This is a genomic window from Acinetobacter sp. YH12155, from assembly GCF_013418255.1.
In the GTDB taxonomy this organism is placed as follows: domain Bacteria; phylum Pseudomonadota; class Gammaproteobacteria; order Pseudomonadales; family Moraxellaceae; genus Acinetobacter; species Acinetobacter indicus.
In genome coordinates, this window is sequence record NZ_VPCK01000010.1 from 36,182 (window position 1) to 53,717 (window position 17,536).

Consider the following 17,536-nt stretch of genomic DNA (forward strand, 5'->3'; position numbering starts at 1 on the left):
ACCCGTATAAGAATGAGCCAATATCAAACAGTATGTGAGCAATTAAAGCAGCACCCAAAAACCTGGTTGGTAACGGGTGTAGCAGGTTTTATTGGCTCTAACCTTTTAGAAACCTTGTTAAAGTTAGATCAGACTGTGGTGGGGCTAGATAACTTTGCTACAGGTCATCAACATAATTTGGATGAAGTGCAAAGTCTGGTCAAGCCTGAACAGTGGGCAAACTTCAAGTTTTATGAAGGTGATATTCGTAATTTAGAAGACTGTCAAAAAGCCTGTACTGGTGTGGACTATGTATTGCACCAAGCGGCTTTAGGCTCTGTGCCACGTTCTATTGCAGACCCGATTACCACCAATGCAGCCAATATTACAGGCTTTTTAAATATGTTGGTGGCAGCCCGTGATGCTAAAGTATCTAGCTTTACTTATGCTGCCAGTAGTTCTACCTATGGTGATCACCCTGCTTTACCAAAAGTCGAAGAAAATATTGGTAACCCGCTTTCGCCTTATGCAGTCACCAAATATGTAAATGAATTATATGCAGATGTTTTTGCACGGACTTATGGGTTTAAAACTATCGGGTTACGTTACTTTAATGTCTTTGGCAAGCGCCAAGACCCAAATGGTGCCTATGCAGCGGTGATTCCGAAATGGACAGCAGCTATGATTGCGGGCGATGATGTATTTATTAATGGCGATGGTGAAACCAGTCGTGATTTCTGTTTTATTGAAAATACGGTGCAGGCCAATATTCTGGCAGCAACTACACAAAATGATGAGGCTAAAAATCAGGTTTATAATGTAGCAGTGGGAGACCGTACCACACTAAATGATTTATTCAATGCGATTAAAGCTGCGTTAAATGAAAATGGTGTGACTTATACGAAAGAGCCTGTATATCAGGAGTTCCGTGCTGGGGATGTACGACATTCACAGGCAAGTGTGGAAAAAATTGAAAAAATGTTAGGTTATGATCCTAAGTTTAAAGTCTATAATAGTATTCAAGTTACAGTAAAATGTTATTTAAAAAATTAATTTTTTGGGGAATCTATGAAAGTTGTTTATGTGCATGATCATAAATTCTATAAATATGATGAAAAATATTATAGCGTAGGTAATTTTTCGGAAAAAATTCTTAACAGATATATTAAGAGTTTTAAGGAAATTGACTTTGTGTGTCGTGTACAAAATTGTGAAGAAATTCATACTCAGAATCTAAGTGCTGCATCTGTAAATGGGATAAACTATTACCCTATAACAGATATACGAAATCCTAAAAATATATTTTTTTATAAGTCGACTTATAATAATGTAAAAAAATTAATTATGAATGCGGATATTGTTATAGCTAGACTTCCTAGTAGTAATGGAATTTTATGCAGTTATTTAGCAAGTAAATACAATAAGAAACTTATAATTGAGGTCGTAGGTTGTGCCTGGGAGGCCAATTTTAATCATGGCAGCATAATAGGTAAAGTAATAGCTCCTATTGAATTCCTTTTTATGAAAAGATTTATTAAAAATGCAGATGCTGTTATTTATATAACTAGAAGTTATTTGCAGAAAAAATATCCAAACTATAAAGGTAAAATTGAAGTATGTCCAAATGTTTTAATCCCCTCATTAGATAGCGATACTTTACAAAGCAGAATAAATAAAATTAAATCTACAAAAAAAAATTTCCGAATAGGTCTAATAGGTTCATTAGATGTAAATTATAAGGGGCATGAAGCTTTATTAAAAGCAGTTAAAATTTTGGAAAATAACAATTTGAATATTGAGGTGGATTTTTTAGGTAAGGGTGACCCCGAAAGATGGATTAAATTGGTTAAACAATTAAAATTAAAATCTAAAATCAAATTTTCGGGTACTCTTTCTCAAGGAGAAGAGGTTAATAGTTGGTTAGATAATCTAGATTTACAGGTCCAGCCAAGCTTAGTTGAAGCGCAAGGGAGGTCTATTATAGAAGGCATGGCTAGAGCATGCCCTATCGTAGCTACAAAAACTGGTGGTATTATAGAATTAATAGATCATTTTTGGTTAGTAGAGCATGATGATATACTAGGTCTTGCTAATAAAATCAGAGACTTACTTTCTTCTAAAGAAACAATGGTAAGGGTTGCAGAAAGAAATTTTTATGAAGCCAAGAATTATTTGGAATCAGATATTAATTTAAGAAGAGATAATATCTTTAATGAGATTATTAATGAATTGTGACTTATGATGAGAAAATTATTTAATTTTTTATATTACATTTTATTGATGCAATTTATAATTGGTTTGTGTAATATTTTTCCTAATTTAAAATTTTTTAATAAAATTCGCGGTTTATTGTTAAGTGGTTTTTTTAAGAAATGTGGGAAAAATTTCCAGATAGCTAAAGGTTGTATTATTAATATGCCTAGAAATATGGAAATAGGTAATAATGTATATATTGCTCATAATGTTTGGATAAATGCAACTGGGGGATTAGTTATAGGCGATGATGTGATTATATCTCCCAAAGTAGTTATAGCAACTACAAAACATTCTTATGAGAACGGTAAAAGTTCTTTAGAAAAGTCTGAAAATAAACCTATTTATATAAAAAATGGAGTTTGGGTGGCCAGTAATTCTGTTGTTACATTAGGTATTACAATAGGAGAGGGTTCAATCGTAGGCGCATGTTCTTCTGTAACGAAAGATGTTGAGGCCTATACCTTCGTTGGTGGCGTTCCGGCCAAAAAAATTAAAACATTGGAAATTTATTTAAATGAATAGCTTTCTATTGATAAGAGTTTTGCCATGTTTTATCGCTTTATGTGTTTCTTGTTTTGTTTTATTTCTAAATAATAATGAAGGATATTCATGGTATTTTTTACACCCATTATTTTTTGTGCCTTGCTATTTTTTAGTTCTTTATAAAGGTTTCTATTTTAATCCATTTAGACCTTTTCTTTTTGTATTTTCTATAATATCTACATTAAGATATGTTGTTCTTCCATTATGTATAACCTTGTTAGATTATTATGGGGGGAGATCTCCTGTTGAGCCTTTAATCGAAAGTTATGAGAAAGCTATATTTATTATGTTATGGGAAATATTAGTGTGCAGCGCATTAATATTTTTTATTGAGAGAAAAGTAAAATATACTAAAAATAAAAGTGAATTTAAATTAAGAAAAAGTAATTTCATATATTATATTTTTATAATTTTTGCATTTGCAATGGTTTTAATTAACCCTAAGTCATTGCTGTATATAAACTTTATTGTACCAAGTCTTTTGGATGAATCTGTTAATACTGATTTTTTAACTAATTTCACAGTTTATATTTTTTTGATTGCTAAGGCTTTAATATTTATTATTATACTTAATAAATGTGCTTTAAGTAACAAGAGTCATTATTACCTCCTATCAATGATTTTTCTTTTGTTGAATATTGTAATATATTGGGGAACTAATAAATCGGACATATTAATCGCTGGGATTGCAAGCTTACTTGTATTTTATAAAGTTTATGGAATAAAAACTCTAAAATACTTAGCTCCTGTTTGTATTGGTTTATTTTTGATATTAGGTACAGTGAATTCTTTCCGAGAAACGCAGTCTATATCTGCAGGGCAGAGTAAATTTCTTGATAGAACAGATGCTATTCAAGCATATACTGGTGGCGTTTATAATGTAGCTATAGCTCTAGAGGTAGAAAAATTTTATCCAGAGGCTTCAGAATTTAAAGTCTTATTATATGATATATTTAGACCAATGATAGGACCTAATCTACTATTAAAAGATAAAGAGCAAATATATTCTAATATTTATTTTAATAATAGGATTTGGACCAATGTAGATAGGCGCTCTCAAATCATCCCTATGGTTGGGCAAGCTAATCTATTTTTAGGTTTTATATTTTCACCGCTTTTTTCAATGATATTTATAGGTGTTGCTTATATTTTTGAAAAAATATATTTTTCTACAAGATATATAGAAGTGTATTATTTTTCCGCTTTAGCAATATTACGCTTAGGTTTTATGCTTGGTCAGAATACTATGAATATGATTAATGATCTCAGTATGAATTTGTTTTTGTTTTTTATAATATATTCTGCTCATAAATTATTTAATTTAGCCTTAAAGGGAAAATAAATAGTGGGTTTTTTTAAAATATTTTTTTCCTTAATAGGTTTAACTCTATTATCTAAAGTCTTAGGGTTTTTAAGGGAGATATTATTATCCTATTATTATGGTGTGTCTAATATAATAGATGCTTATTTGGTTGCATTAACTATTCCTGGTGTTTTGTTTTCTTTTTTTAGTGTAGCTATATCTGTGAGTTTTATTCCAGTATTTTCAAAAGTTTATGAAAATACTGAGGAGAGAAATAATTTTGTAAATAATATATTGAATATATTTATTTTAGTAAGTTCATTTATTGTAGTATTAACTTTTATTTTTGCGGAATACTTTGTTTATATATGTGCTCCTGGTTTTGATGAGGAAACTAAAAGCTTAGCTATTAAGTTCACAAGAATTTTCGTTGTTGGGGTGTATTTTTCTTGTTGGATTTCTATATTTTCTGCTTTTTTAAATTTTTTTAAAAAATTTACTTTAGTCGCTCTTGCTGGTATACCATTTAATTTAACTATTTTATTATCAATTATTCTAAGCTTTTATTATGGGGTTTATTGGTTAATTTTGGGAGCTGTATTTGGTAAATTGTTTGAAATTATATTCCTGTATCCATATATAAGAAAAATGAATTATAGTTATAAATTTTATATAAACTTAAAAGATGAAAATGCCAGAAAAATAGCATTTCTTTCTATGCCATTAATTTTTAGTGTTGCTGTAAACCAAATTAATATAATTGTTGATAAATCTATAGCCTCTACACTACAAGTTGGTGCAATTTCTGCAATAAATTATTCACATTATTTAATTGAGTTGGTAATAGGTATTTTTGTATTAACAACTGTAACTATTTTTTTTCCAGATCTAGCAAAATCTTTTAATAATAAAGATAAAGATGCTATGAAAGCTATATCTGAAAAATCATTTAGTATTATAAATCTATTTGTTATTCCTTGTTGTATATTTTTTATTTTTCAAACTAAAAAAATAATTTCCTTTGTTTATGAAAGAGGGGGGTTTGATACTTTAGCTGTTAATTTAACCTCAGATGCATTCTTTTTCTTTTCAATTGGATTGTTAGGTTTGGCATATCGCGAAATACTATTAAGGATTTATTATGCAATGCATAATACTATAGTTCCAGTTTTTAATTCCATTATTGGTGTATTATTAAATATAATTTTAGCTTTACTTTTATCAAAGTATTATGGGATTTCTGGTTTGGCTTTGGCTACAAGTATCTCTGCATTTTTAACTGCATTTTTACTTTTTTTAAATCTGAGAAAACTTAACATTAACCTTAACTCTATTAGCATTTTAAAGTGTTCTATCAAAAAACTTTCTGCTGCTATATTCTCGATATTATTTTTATTTTTTGTGTCAGAAACTATATTTTTACCATTAAATTTAATTATATATTTCTTATCATATATATTTTTTTTATTTTTGCTGAAAGATAGATCTGTTTTGATTTTATTCAATAAGTTAAAGGGGAAAATGGAAGAATGAAGTTTTTGATTATATGTAGTTATCTCCCTTCAGTCTTAAACTTCCGTGGAAAGTTACTCGAAGCAATTCATCGGCAGGGTTATGAAATCCACATTATTGCCCCTGATTTGATTTCATTTGCTGCCGAGCATGAAAAACTCTTAGAACTTGGTTATTTTGTACATGAAGTTTCCATGCAGCGTACAGGTACCAACCCAGTAGCAGACTTAAAAACATTAGGAAGCATGTATACGCTCATAAAAAAAATCAAACCTGACTATGTCCTATCTTATACGATCAAGCCGGTGATCTATGGAACACTCGCCGCGTGGCTCGCAAAAGTACCGAATCGGTATGCCTTAATTACAGGTTTAGGCTATGCATTTCAAAATGTAGAAACTCAGGGTAAGCGTAGTGTTTTTCAGAAATTGGTTCATGGTTTATATCAGCAAGCACTATCGCATAGTCATAAAGTCTTTTTTCAAAATCCAGACGATTTAAAGCTTTTTCAAGATTTAAAAATTTTGCAACCTAATTTGCCTACAGTGGTGGTCAATGGCTCAGGGGTCAATGTTACAGATTTTAACGTATTGCCTTTTCCTGTTAATACACAAAATAAGCCTAAGCTTTCATTCTTACTTATTGCGCGGTTATTGGGTGACAAAGGCGTAAGAGAGTATGCAGAAGCAGCAAAGCTGATTAAACAGCAGCATCCAGATGTTGAATTCCATTTGGTTGGTTGGATTGATGAAAACCCTGCAGCCATTCAACAATCAGAGCTAGATACGTGGATTGCTGATTCAAGACTTAAATATTGGGGTAAGCTTTCAGATGTGCGCCCCGCTATTGCAGAAAGTTCAGTGTATGTTTTACCTTCGTATAGAGAAGGAACACCGCGCACAGTTTTGGAAGCTATGGCAATGGGAAGAGCAATTATTACTACAGATGCCCCAGGTTGTCGTGAAACTGTAATTCAGGGCGAAAATGGCTTTTTAGTTGAAGTAAAATCTGTAAGTAGTCTGGTTAATGTCATGCAAGAGTTTATAAATAATCCTGCACTTATTGAGCAAATGGGGCAACGATCCAGAGAAATTGCTTTAAATAAATATGATGTGCATCAAGTGAACCGGCATATGATGCAAGAAATGGGTTTAATATAAATGCTAAAACGCCTCCTTGATATTATTATTGCTTCCATTGCCCTCATTTTACTGTCACCGCTGTATTTTTATGTGGCACATAAAGTGAAAAAAAATCTAGGTTCGCCTGTTTTATTTCGTCAGGTACGCCCCGGTTTATATGGCAAACCGTTTGAAATGATCAAATTTCGCAGTATGAAAGACGCAGTAGATGCACAAGGTAACCTCTTACCAGACAGTGAGCGATTAACCCCGTTTGGCAAAATGCTGCGTTCCAGTAGTCTAGATGAAATGCCGGAACTGTGGAACGTGATTAAAGGCGATATGAGCATTGTCGGGCCGCGTCCATTGCTTATGGAATATTTACCCCTTTATAACGAAGAACAAGCCAAGCGTCATCTGGTACGTCCGGGTATGACTGGTCATGCCCAAGTGAATGGACGTAATGCCATAAGCTGGGAAGAAAAATTTAAACTTGATACCTGGTATGTCGAAAATCAATCGGTCTGGTTAGATTTTAAAATTATGCTAAAAACGGTAAAAAAAGTACTTGCCAAAGATGATATTAATGAAGCAGGTGAAGCCACAATGACCAAATTTACGGGTAGCAAAGTAGACCATCATCATGACTGATCTCTATGCTGTTTATGGGGCATCGGGCTGCGGTCGTAGTCTAATGCCGGTTGCCAGAGCACAATTAAAACGCGCTGGTATAAAGGCTGAAATTGTCTTTATTGATGATGGCTTAAGTGTAGAGGCTATAATTAATTCACACCGCGCCATGAACTATGAAGCATTCAAAAAGATAACAGCCGCAAAAAAATATGTGCTCATTGCCATTGCCAATAGTCAGGTTCGTGAAAAAATTGCCCTAAGACTTGAACAGGATTCAATCGCGTTATGGACGGTTCAGGCAGATAATGTGGTGCTAATGGACAATATTGAGCTGGCCGCCGGCGCAGCGCTGAGCCCATTTGTCAGTATTACCTCAAACGTCAGAATTGGTAAATGCTTTCATGCCAACTTATATAGCTATGTCGAACATGACTGTGTGATTGGTGACTATGTCACATTTGCCCCCGGTGTAAAGTGTAATGGCAATATTCATATTGAAGACCATGCCTATATTGGAAGTGGTGCTGTCATTAAGCAGGGTACCCCAGGCCAACCGCTTGTTATTGGTAAAGGAGCTGTTGTGGGTATGGGAGCCGTTGTCACAAAAAGCGTACCACCCGGTGTAACCGTTATTGGCAACCCGGCGCGTATACTTGAAAAGAAGTAGTTTTTTAATATTTGAAGAATCAGATTATTCCAGGATAAACCATGCTAAATACTGCCTTTGAACCATGGCCAAGCTTTACTCAACAGGAAGCAGATGCCGTATCTCAAGTATTGCTCTCGAACAAAGTAAACTACTGGACCGGGCAGGAATGTCGCGAATTTGAAAAAGAATTTGCCCGCTTTGCAGGAACTCAATATGCAGTGGCGCTGGCCAATGGTACAGTTGCACTGGATGTGGCCTTAAAAGCCCTGAATATTGGTGCAGGTGATGACGTGATTGTCACCTCGCGGACCTTTTTGGCATCTGCCAGCTCGATTGTGACTGCTGGGGCCAATCCGGTGTTTGCCGATGTAGAACTCGACTCACAAAATATTTCTGCCCGTACCATAGAAGCAGCACTAACTCCAAATACCAAAGCGATTATTTGCGTGCATTTGGCGGGCTGGATGTGTGATATGGACCCGATTATGCAACTGGCGCAGGACAAAGGCCTGTATGTCATTGAAGACTGTGCACAGGCACATGGTGCCATGTACAAAGGCAAGCCTGCCGGATCAATTGGCCATATTGGTGCCTGGTCATTCTGTCAGGACAAAATTATGACCACCGGTGGCGAAGGCGGTATGGTCACCACCAATGATGAACAGCTCTGGAAAAAAATGTGGTCGTATAAAGACCATGGTAAAAATTACGACAGTATTTATCACAAACAGCATCCACCAGGGTTTCGCTGGTTACACGACTCTTTTGGCACCAACTGGCGCATGATGGAAATGCAAGCTGTGATTGGTCGACTGCAGTTACAGCGGATGCCAGAATGGACGCAAAAACGCACCGAGTATGCCCAACGTATTTTAAAGGTATTTCAGGACAGTCCGTATTTTAGCGTGCATTATCCGAACAGTGATTATGTCCATGCCAACTATAAGTGCTATGTACAGGTCAATACAGCGCAGTTGCCTGAAGGCTGGTCACGTGACCGGATTATGGCCGAAATCAATGCACTGGGCGTGCCTTGCTTTAGCGGTTCCTGCTCAGAAGTGTATTTAGAACATGCATTCGATGGTACGCCATGGCGACCAGCCCAGCGTCTAGCCAATGCCCAGCAGCTGGGTGAAAGCAGCCTGATGTTTCTGGTGCATCCAACCTTATCGGAAGATAATATTCGCACAACTGAACAGGCGATTGCCCAGGTGATTCAGCGTATATAATTTAATATGCGCTACAATAATGTCATATAAAAAATGCATCAACTGATGCATTTTACAAACTGAGTTTAATTTGCAGTTTAATCATTCCAATATTAATAATTGAACTGAGCTGTACTATTCCTATTGAGAAGACACATCAAGTGAAATCCGTCATCCTACCTCTCGTCGAATCCCCTCGTGCTGCCAAATTGGCTTTTCTGGTCATTCTGGATTTCTGTGTATTTCCAGTCCTAATCTGGCTGTGTTATGCCATTCGTCAGTTTGACCTTGGTGCAGAGGTGGTGCCGAATATTCCGTTTGGTTCACTGTGGGTCAGTGCAATTGCGGTTATCCTGCTGTTTGTGTTCGGGGTGTATCGCTTTATTGTACGTACCTACAATGAAGTATTTATGGTCAAACTGGGCCTGGCGACTTTCCTGGCAGTGGTGGGACTCTATGCCTTGGCCTATTTAACAGATGCTTTTATTCCAACTTCTATTCCACTGATGTTCGGCTTTATGATGTTCGCCTGGGTATGGTTTAGCCGTGGGTTCATCCGTTTTATTGTCCGTTCTTATGTACAGGCCGGCGTACCGAAAAAACGTATCGCGATTTATGGAGCAGGCAATGCTGGTCAGCAGGTTGCTGCGACTTTAACCCGTTCCAATGAACATTTACCCATTTTATTTATTGATGATAATCCTTCTTTAAGTGGACAGAATATTGGCGGAATTGATGTCCATCTGCCGGAAACAGCGCTTAAATGTTTTGCTAAATTGCGGATTGATGAAATTTTAATTGCCTTACCCTCTGTGGGGCGTAGCCGCAAAAGTGAAATTGTCAAATTTCTGGAACCGGCACATTTAAAAATTACTGAAATTCCGGGCCTGACCAAACTGGTGGATGGTGAAATTCGCGTCTCCGATATTCAGGAAGTCGATATTATTGACTTGCTGGGTCGTGATCCGGTGCCGCCTGTGGCAGAGCTGCTGGAAAAAAATATCAAAGATAAAGTGGTAATGGTCACAGGTGCCGGTGGTTCAATTGGTTCCGAGCTATGCCGACAGATTATTAAAAACCAGCCGCAGAAACTGGTCATTTATGAGCTGACCGAATTTGCCCTGTACAGCATTGATAAAGAACTGCGACTGGCGTCCAATGTCGAAATTATTCCGATTCTGGGTACGGTCCTGGATCAGGCCAAACTGGAACGGATTATTGAACAATATGCGGTGCAGACGGTCTATCATGCGGCGGCGTATAAGCATGTACCGCTGGTAGAATGTAACCCGATTGCTGGCTTGAAAAATAATGCAATTGGTACCGCTTTTAGTTTAAATGCAGCCGTCAAAAATGGCGTTGAAACCTTTGTGCTGATTTCGACCGACAAAGCGGTGCGTCCGACCAATGTCATGGGTGCATCAAAACGTATGGCCGAGCTGTACTGTCAGGCCATGGCAGAAGCGCAGGACCAGACCCAGATCAGTATTGTGCGTTTTGGTAACGTGCTCGGTTCATCCGGTTCTGTGGTGCCGCTATTTAAACAGCAGATTGCCAAGGGTGGCCCGATTACCGTGACCCATCCGGATGTGACCCGTTTCTTTATGACCATTCCTGAAGCCTCACAGCTGGTGATTCAGGCTGGTGCCTTGGGTCATGGTGGCGATGTGTTCCTGCTGGATATGGGCGAGCCGGTACGGATTCAGGATCTGGCCCGTCAGATGATTGCGCTCAGTGGCCTGAAAGTGCGTGAAGCCGACAGTCAGGACGGCGATATTGAAATCCAGTACTCCGGTTTACGTCCCGGTGAAAAACTTTACGAAGAATTACTGATTGATGCCGATAATACCGAAGTGACGCAACACAGCCGGATTTTGCGTTCTTATGAAAAAATGTATCCTCTGGATGAGTTATTGCAGGTCTTTGAGCGTTTCAATGATTTAACCGCGGTGCAATCGGATATTGATTGGGCATTAAGCCAGCTGGAGCACTATGTTGATGGCTATCAGCGTGGTAAAGAAGTTAAAGTGAATTAAAATATCGAGATCAGGTTAAAATATATGATTAAGAAGGCGATTTTACCCGTTGCAGGTTTGGGTACCCGTTTTTTACCAGCCAGTAAATCTATTCCCAAAGAAATGGTGACCGTGGTCGATCGTCCAGCGATTGAATATGTGGTGCGTGAAGCGGTTGCTGCCGGTATTGAACAGATTATTCTGGTCACGCATTCTTCCAAAGCATCAATTGAAAACTACTTTGACCGTAATTTTGAACTGGAAACCACATTAGAGCAGAAGAAAAAGTGGGATTTGCTAAAAGAAATTACCGAAATTTTACCGCCACAAGTCAGCGTGGTCAGTGTGCGTCAGCCACAGCCACTGGGCCTGGGTCATGCGGTGCTGTGTGCCAAAGATATTGTCGGCGATGACGCTTTTGCCGTGTTACTGCCAGATGTGCTGGTCAAAGATCAGGCAGAAAAAAACGATCTGTCCTTGATGATTGAACGTTTTAATGCCACACAGGCGGCGCAGATTATGGTTGAGGCCGTGCCGGAGCATCTGGTTGATCAATATGGCATTGTGGATGTTGCCGCTGCACCCGCAGAAGGCCAGAGTGCGGCAATGCAGGGGATTGTCGAGAAACCAGCGGTCGGTACTGCACCGTCTAATCTTTCCGTGATCGGGCGTTATGTATTGCCAGCCAAAATTATGCAGCTGTTGGCCACCACACCGAAAGGGGCCGGGAATGAAATCCAGCTGACTGATGCCATTGCCGCATTACAGCAGCTGGAAACCGTCGAAGCCTATCGCATGAAAGGCCAGACCTTTGATTGTGGCAGCAAACTCGGCTATTTAAAGGCCGTCTTGCATTACGGGGTGGATCATCCAAGTTTAGGTGCAGCATTTAAACAGTTGATTCAAGAGCTTAAAGACTAATACAGGGCAGAGGTCAGCATGAAGGTTGCAGTTTTTGGTCGAACGCTTTATGCCGGAGTGATGGCGGCGCTATTGGCAGAATGTGGGCACAAGGTCTATTGGTGTGACATTTTCGAGCAAGATAGCCCGGAAGCGCCTGATTTTCAGGATGAGGCGGTCAATCGCCTGCTGCAGCAGCAACATGCGCAAGGCTTTCTGCATTACTGTAGCCTGAAAGAGCTGGGTCTAGAGATGGATGTCTATCTGTTTAGCCTGAACCCGGCTGAAGAGCCACTACTGATTGAATTGTTGCAGCAGCTCCAGCAGCGTCCGATCATTCATCCGAAACTGATGATCAATGCCTCGACCCTCGGTCTGCAGGGTACGGCACGTCTGAAACAGCTACTGCCTGAAGATGACTGGGTGTATTTGCCGGATATGAGCCAGGAAGGCAATGCACTGGCCAGTATCACCCAAGCGGAGCAGCTGACTGTGGGTTGTATGAACCCGCAGGTACAGAGCAAAGTGCAGGAGTTTTTACGTCCTTTATTCCCGCGTAAGCAGCAATACCTGTTTATGCCGGTGCTGGATGCGGAATTTACCAAGCTGAGCATTTCCGGCATGCTGGCAACCCGAATCAGTTACATCAATGACTTGGCTGTGGTGGCCGAAAAACTCGGCATTGATATTGAGCATGTGCGTCAGGGCATGGCTGCTGATAGCCGGATTGGCGCGTCCTATATGTATCCCGGTGCCGGTTTTGGCGGAGAAAACTTCTCGCATGATGTCCTGACCTTAGCCAATACCGTTTCAACCACCGGTGTGAAAAGCCAGCTTTTGGCCCAGGTCTGGGAAATTAACGAGCAGCAAAAAGAGCTGCTATTTCGTAAACTGTGGAACTATTATCAGGGCAATTTAAAAGGCAAAACCATTGCCATCTGGGGCGCTGCGTTTAAGGAAAATACCTCACGTGTGCACCATTCGCCGATTCACGCCATGCTCAAGGCACTCTGGGCGCAAGGGCTCACGGTTAAATTACACGATCCGCAGGCCTTGCCAGAAATTCAGGCATTGTATGGCGAACGCGATGATCTGATCTTGTGTCAGGACCAGTATGAAGCCGTTAAAGGCAGCCATGCGCTGTGTCTGTTAACCGCCTGGAAACATTACTGGAGTCCGGACTATAAAACCCTGCTCAACAGTATGCAGCATCCGTTAATTCTAGATGGCCGTAATATCTATGATCCGCAATTTGTCAAAGCGCAAGGCTTTGCCTATATGGGAGTAGGACGCTAATGAGCAGTTCAGCAGCGCTACATACGCGTGATTCACTGTTATTACAGTTACAGACTTTAAAAAATCAGTTTGAACAGCGCCATTTAACCGATTTATTTGCCCAGGATGCGCAGCGTTTCGAGCACTTCTCCGTACGTTTAAAATCGCTGGTTTTTGATTATAGCAAACAGCGGATCGATGCCGAAGTACTGGCGCAGCTGATTCGTTTTGCTGAGGCACATGACTTATCGGGCTGGATCAACACCCTGTTTTCCACTGACCCGATTAACTATACCGAACAGCGTGCAGCCATGCATTGGGCGCTGCGTTTGCCGGAACAGGACGGTACTCATCCGGAACTGGCTGAGCAGGTACAAACCCAGCTACAGCGTATGTATCAGCTGATAGAAAAAATTCATGCCGGGCAGTGCCGCGGTGCGACCGGTGAAGTAATTCAGGATGTGGTCAATATCGGCGTTGGTGGTTCAGACTTGGGACCTTTGATGGCCACTCAGGCACTGTCCGATTTTAAACATCCAAGTGCCAAGCCGCTGAGCGTACATTTTGTTTCGACCATGGATGGCAGCCAGCTTTCGGATTTACTGCACAAGCTGCGTCCGGAAACCACGCTGTTTATTATTTCCTCCAAGTCTTTTGGCACCATTGATACCTTGTCCAATGCACAAACCGTCCGTTTATGGCTGGAAAAAGCCTTGGGCAAACAGGCACGCGTATTACAGCATCATTTTGTTGGGGTATCGACCAAGCCCGATAAAATGACCGCATGGGGCATCGCGCCAGAAAACCAGTTCCTGCTGTGGGATTGGGTCGGTGGCCGTTATTCACTCTGGTCCTGTATCGGCTTGCCAATTGCGCTGATTATTGGCGTGGAAGGCTTTAAAGCCTTTCTGGCCGGGGCCTATGCGGTGGATCAGCATTTCCAGACCGCACCCTTTGCACAGAATATTCCGGTGTTGATGGGCCTGCTCGGGATCTGGAACAATAATTTTCTGGATATTCAGACCCATGCAGTTTTACCTTATGATGGCCGCTTAAAATATTTTGCCTCTTATCTGCAGCAGCTGGAAATGGAATCGAATGGTAAATCGATTCAGCGCAGTGGTGACGCAGTCGAACTGGATACCTGTCCAATTGTCTGGGGTGAAGTAGGACCGAATGCCCAGCATGCGTTTTATCAGCTGCTGCATCAGGGCACACAGGCGGTCAGCTGTGATTTTATTGCCCCAATCAAACGCTACAATGCCAACCAGTTTACCTATGCCGAAAGTGCAGAGGCGCTGGTCGAACAGCACCATCTGGCGCTGTCTAACTGTCTGGCGCAATCACGCTTACTGGCTTTTGGCAATCAGGCACTGGATCAGGCCGAGCTAGGCAGTCTGCCACCATATAAGCAATATGCTGGTAATCAGCCGAGTTCAACCTTTTTAATCCAGGAACTGAACCCGTATAGCTTGGGCATGCTGATTGCCTTGTATGAGCATAAGGTGTTTGTCCAGTCGGTGATCTGGAATATTAACCCCTTTGATCAGTGGGGCGTAGAAAAGGGCAAGGAAATTGCCAATCAGCTGTTGCCAATTTTAAATGGCCAGCAGCAGGATGTATCGGCACTGGATGCTTCGACACAGGGTTTATTACATATTTTATTAGGAAAATCAGATGGCTAATATTCTGGTCACCGGTGGCGCCGGTTATATTGGTTCGCATACCTGTCTGGAGCTGCTCAATGCCGGGCATCAGGTGGTGGTGCTGGATAATTTGTCAAACAGTTCGGCAGAATCATTACAACGGGTACAAGCACTGACCCAGAAAAGTCTCCATTTTATTGAAGGGGATATTCGGGATGGTGCCGGTCTGGATCAGCTGTTCCAGCAGCACAAGATTGATGCGGTGATTCATTTTGCCGGTCTTAAAGCGGTGGGGGAAAGTCAGCAAATTCCACTGGCTTATTTTGAGCATAATATTGCCGGGTCTATCAGTCTGGCGCAGGCGATGCAACGCGCAGGGGTGTTTAAACTGGTCTTCAGTTCCTCTGCAACGGTGTATGATGAAGCCAATATTTCTCCTTTAAATGAAGAAATGCCCACCGGGATGCCAAGCAACAATTATGGCTATACCAAACTGATTATTGAACAGTTATTGGAAAAACTGGCAATTGCTGATGAGCGCTGGTCAATTGCCTTATTGCGCTATTTTAACCCGGTCGGTGCGCATAAAAGTGGCCAGATTGGTGAAGACCCGCAAGGGATTCCAAACAACCTGATGCCTTATGTGACCCAGGTGGCTGTCGGTCGTCGTGAAAAGCTTTTAATCTTTGGCAGTGATTATGATACCGTCGATGGCACAGGCGTCCGCGATTATATCCATGTGGTGGACTTGGCCAATGCACACTTATGTGCACTGAATAACCGTTTAAATGCACAGGGCTGTCGCGCCTGGAATATTGGAACTGGAAACGGGATTTCCGTGTTACAGGTGAAAAATACCTTTGAACAGGTCAATGGGGTGGAGATTCCATTTGAACTGGCGCCGCGCCGGGCAGGCGATGTGGCGACCTCTTTTGCAGACAATCGGCGTGCTATTGCCGAGTTAGGCTGGCAACCGCAGTATGGTCTGGAAGATATGCTGGCTGATAGCTGGAACTGGCAAAAACAGAATCCAAATGGCTATCGTTAGTCACATCTTCATCTCAGTACAATAAAAAATGGAGCGTTGAGCTCCATTTTTTGTGTTAAGCCTGAATCAAACGGGTCAATTCATCGACATAATCCTGCATTGGTTTGGGTTGCTGGTCACGGCGGCTTTCAATATTCAAACGCAATAACGGTTCGGTATTGGAAGCACGTACATTAAAACGCCAGGCACCGAAATCCAGACTTACGCCATCGGTCTGGTCAATGGCCGGGTTCTGATCGGCATAGTGCTCAAAGATCTTTTGAATGGTGGCCTGGGTATCTGCCACTTTAAAATTAATTTCACCTGAGCATGGGAACTTGGCAATCATCTCTTCAACCAGACTCGATAAAGATTGACCGGTTTCAGACAGTACCGCAATCGCCAGTAACCATGGAATCATGCCGCTATCACAATAGGCAAAGTCACGGAAATAGTGGTGGGCACTCATCTCCCCACCATACACTGCATTGTGCTCACGCATCACATCTTTAATAAAGGCATGCCCAGATTTGGACTGAATCGCTTCCCCCTGATACTGCTCCACCACATCAAAGGTGTTCCAGACCAGACGCGGATCATGCACAATTTTTTCACCGGACTGTTTCAACAAGAAAGCCTGTGCTAACAGACCGACGATGTAATAACCTTCAATAAACTGGCCTTTTTCATCAAACAGGAAGCAGCGGTCAAAGTCGCCATCCCAGGCAATGCCCAGATCTGCGCCATGCGCCAGTACCGCCTCGCGGGTGCTGTCGCGGTTTTCTACCAGAATCGGGTTCGGAATCCCATTCGGGAAAGTGCCATCGGCTTCATGGTGAATTTTGACAAACTCCACCGGAACATTCAGGGCCTTGAATTTATCTTCAATTGCATCAATGACATGACCTGCAGCACCATTGCCGGCATTCACCACCAGCTTCATTGGGCGAATCTTGGCCGGATCAATATAGGTCATCAGATGATCTACAAATTCCGGCAAAATATTGTAGGACTGTGTGGTTCCTTTGGCTGTAACTTCGGTAAATGTACCAGCTTCTGCTAAGGCCTGAATTTCTTTTAAGCCAGTATCGGCACTGATTGGACGGGCATTCTCGCGCACCAGTTTCATGCCGTTATAGTCCATCGGGTTGTGACTGGCAGTGATTTCAATCCCGCCTTGGACATCCAGATGGAAAGCGGCAAAATAGACTTCTTCGGTGCCAGTCATACCCAGATCAAGCACATTTACACCTGCATCATTCAGGCCTTTGATGGTCGCCTGTTTTAAGTCTTCACTGCTTAAACGGATATCGCAGCCAATCGCCACAGTTTTTGGCTGGTAAATCTGGCCATAGGCACGGCCAATTTTATAGGCAATCTCTTCATTCAGTTCGCTGCCCAGTTTGCCGCGAATATCGTAAGCTTTAAAGCAAGTCAGTTGGGTCATTATTTGTTCTCCATGCAGAAGA

15 protein-coding genes are annotated in these 17,536 nt (G+C 41.0%); 14 read left to right on the forward strand and 1 reads right to left on the reverse strand.

The genetic code is table 11. The annotated features are described in order from the left end of the window. Nucleotides 1-12 precede the first annotated feature (12 nt). The 14 genes from FTU86_RS08630 (at nt 13) to galE (ending at nt 16,088) form a co-directional block, all read left to right on the forward strand. Nucleotides 13-1,032 carry an NAD-dependent epimerase/dehydratase family protein gene (locus FTU86_RS08630; RefSeq protein ID WP_180048469.1) on the forward strand — a complete coding sequence of 340 codons (1,020 nt, stop codon included), beginning with the start codon at nt 13-15 and terminating at the stop codon, nt 1,030-1,032. 15 nt (nt 1,033-1,047) lie between these two features. Next, a complete protein-coding gene (locus FTU86_RS08635) occupies nt 1,048-2,214 on the forward strand; it encodes a glycosyltransferase family 4 protein (protein WP_180048470.1) in 1,167 nt (388 codons plus the stop codon). Between the two features lie 3 nt (nt 2,215-2,217). Continuing rightward, the gene (locus FTU86_RS08640; RefSeq protein WP_180048471.1) at nt 2,218-2,757 is read left to right on the forward strand and encodes an acyltransferase; all 540 of its coding nucleotides are present in this window, start codon (nt 2,218-2,220) and stop codon (nt 2,755-2,757) included. Then, the gene (locus tag FTU86_RS08645; RefSeq protein WP_180048472.1) at nt 2,750-4,120 is read left to right on the forward strand and encodes a hypothetical protein; all 1,371 of its coding nucleotides are present in this window, start codon (nt 2,750-2,752) and stop codon (nt 4,118-4,120) included. The genes FTU86_RS08640 and FTU86_RS08645 overlap by 8 nt, the downstream gene beginning before the upstream one ends. A 3-nt stretch (nt 4,121-4,123) precedes the next feature. After that, a complete protein-coding gene (gene murJ / locus FTU86_RS08650) occupies nt 4,124-5,614 on the forward strand; it encodes a murein biosynthesis integral membrane protein MurJ (protein WP_180048473.1) in 1,491 nt (496 codons plus the stop codon). Next, nucleotides 5,611-6,753 carry a glycosyltransferase family 4 protein gene (locus tag FTU86_RS08655; protein WP_180048474.1) on the forward strand — a complete coding sequence of 381 codons (1,143 nt, stop codon included), beginning with the start codon at nt 5,611-5,613 and terminating at the stop codon, nt 6,751-6,753. Before murJ ends, FTU86_RS08655 begins: the two co-directional genes overlap by 4 nt. Beyond that, a complete protein-coding gene (locus tag FTU86_RS08660) occupies nt 6,754-7,365 on the forward strand; it encodes a sugar transferase (RefSeq protein ID WP_180048475.1) in 612 nt (203 codons plus the stop codon). Continuing rightward, the gene (locus FTU86_RS08665; protein ID WP_180048476.1) at nt 7,358-8,014 is read left to right on the forward strand and encodes a NeuD/PglB/VioB family sugar acetyltransferase; all 657 of its coding nucleotides are present in this window, start codon (nt 7,358-7,360) and stop codon (nt 8,012-8,014) included. Before FTU86_RS08660 ends, FTU86_RS08665 begins: the two co-directional genes overlap by 8 nt. A 41-nt stretch (nt 8,015-8,055) precedes the next feature. Continuing rightward, nucleotides 8,056-9,225: a DegT/DnrJ/EryC1/StrS aminotransferase family protein gene (locus FTU86_RS08670; protein WP_104489056.1), complete on the forward strand. Its 1,170-nt coding sequence runs from the start codon at nt 8,056-8,058 to the stop codon at nt 9,223-9,225. A gap of 140 nt (nt 9,226-9,365) precedes the next feature. Beyond that, complete coding sequence (locus FTU86_RS08675) at nt 9,366-11,240, forward strand: nucleoside-diphosphate sugar epimerase/dehydratase (RefSeq protein WP_180048477.1); 1,875 nt, start codon at nt 9,366-9,368, stop codon at nt 11,238-11,240. 24 nt (nt 11,241-11,264) lie between these two features. After that, complete coding sequence (gene galU, locus FTU86_RS08680) at nt 11,265-12,140, forward strand: UTP--glucose-1-phosphate uridylyltransferase GalU (protein ID WP_180048478.1); 876 nt, start codon at nt 11,265-11,267, stop codon at nt 12,138-12,140. Nucleotides 12,141-12,158: 18 nt separating this feature from the next. Next, complete coding sequence (locus FTU86_RS08685; RefSeq protein ID WP_168400393.1) at nt 12,159-13,415, forward strand: nucleotide sugar dehydrogenase; 1,257 nt, start codon at nt 12,159-12,161, stop codon at nt 13,413-13,415. After that, nucleotides 13,415-15,079, forward strand: a complete 1,665-nt coding sequence (gene pgi, locus FTU86_RS08690) for a glucose-6-phosphate isomerase (RefSeq protein WP_180048479.1) — start codon at nt 13,415-13,417, stop codon at nt 15,077-15,079. The genes FTU86_RS08685 and pgi overlap by 1 nt, the downstream gene beginning before the upstream one ends. Continuing rightward, nucleotides 15,072-16,088, forward strand: a complete 1,017-nt coding sequence (gene galE, locus FTU86_RS08695; protein WP_180048480.1) for a UDP-glucose 4-epimerase GalE — start codon at nt 15,072-15,074, stop codon at nt 16,086-16,088. Before pgi ends, galE begins: the two co-directional genes overlap by 8 nt. 55 nt (nt 16,089-16,143) lie before the next feature. Here galE and FTU86_RS08700 read toward each other — a convergent pair whose 3' ends face one another. Beyond that, complete coding sequence (locus FTU86_RS08700) at nt 16,144-17,514, reverse strand: phosphomannomutase CpsG (RefSeq protein ID WP_180048481.1); 1,371 nt, start codon at nt 17,512-17,514, stop codon at nt 16,144-16,146. Nucleotides 17,515-17,536: the final 22 nt, after the last annotated feature.

Bases quoted from the DNA above. Each gene is read 5' to 3' on its own strand.
- FTU86_RS08630 (WP_180048469.1), top strand. From the start codon at position 13: ATGAGCCAATATCAAACAGTATGTGAGCAATTAAAGCAGCACCCAAAA.
- FTU86_RS08635 (WP_180048470.1), top strand. From the start codon at position 1,048: ATGAAAGTTGTTTATGTGCATGATCATAAATTCTATAAATATGATGAA.
- FTU86_RS08640 (WP_180048471.1), top strand. From the start codon at position 2,218: ATGATGAGAAAATTATTTAATTTTTTATATTACATTTTATTGATGCAA.
- FTU86_RS08645 (WP_180048472.1), top strand. From the start codon at position 2,750: ATGAATAGCTTTCTATTGATAAGAGTTTTGCCATGTTTTATCGCTTTA.
- FTU86_RS08655 (WP_180048474.1), top strand. From the start codon at position 5,611: ATGAAGTTTTTGATTATATGTAGTTATCTCCCTTCAGTCTTAAACTTC.
- FTU86_RS08660 (WP_180048475.1), top strand. From the start codon at position 6,754: ATGCTAAAACGCCTCCTTGATATTATTATTGCTTCCATTGCCCTCATT.
- FTU86_RS08665 (WP_180048476.1), top strand. From the start codon at position 7,358: ATGACTGATCTCTATGCTGTTTATGGGGCATCGGGCTGCGGTCGTAGT.
- FTU86_RS08670 (WP_104489056.1), top strand. From the start codon at position 8,056: ATGCTAAATACTGCCTTTGAACCATGGCCAAGCTTTACTCAACAGGAA.
- galU (WP_180048478.1), top strand. From the start codon at position 11,265: ATGATTAAGAAGGCGATTTTACCCGTTGCAGGTTTGGGTACCCGTTTT.
- FTU86_RS08685 (WP_168400393.1), top strand. From the start codon at position 12,159: ATGAAGGTTGCAGTTTTTGGTCGAACGCTTTATGCCGGAGTGATGGCG.
- pgi (WP_180048479.1), top strand. From the start codon at position 13,415: ATGAGCAGTTCAGCAGCGCTACATACGCGTGATTCACTGTTATTACAG.
- galE (WP_180048480.1), top strand. From the start codon at position 15,072: ATGGCTAATATTCTGGTCACCGGTGGCGCCGGTTATATTGGTTCGCAT.
- FTU86_RS08700 (WP_180048481.1), bottom strand. From the start codon at position 17,514: ATGACCCAACTGACTTGCTTTAAAGCTTACGATATTCGCGGCAAACTG.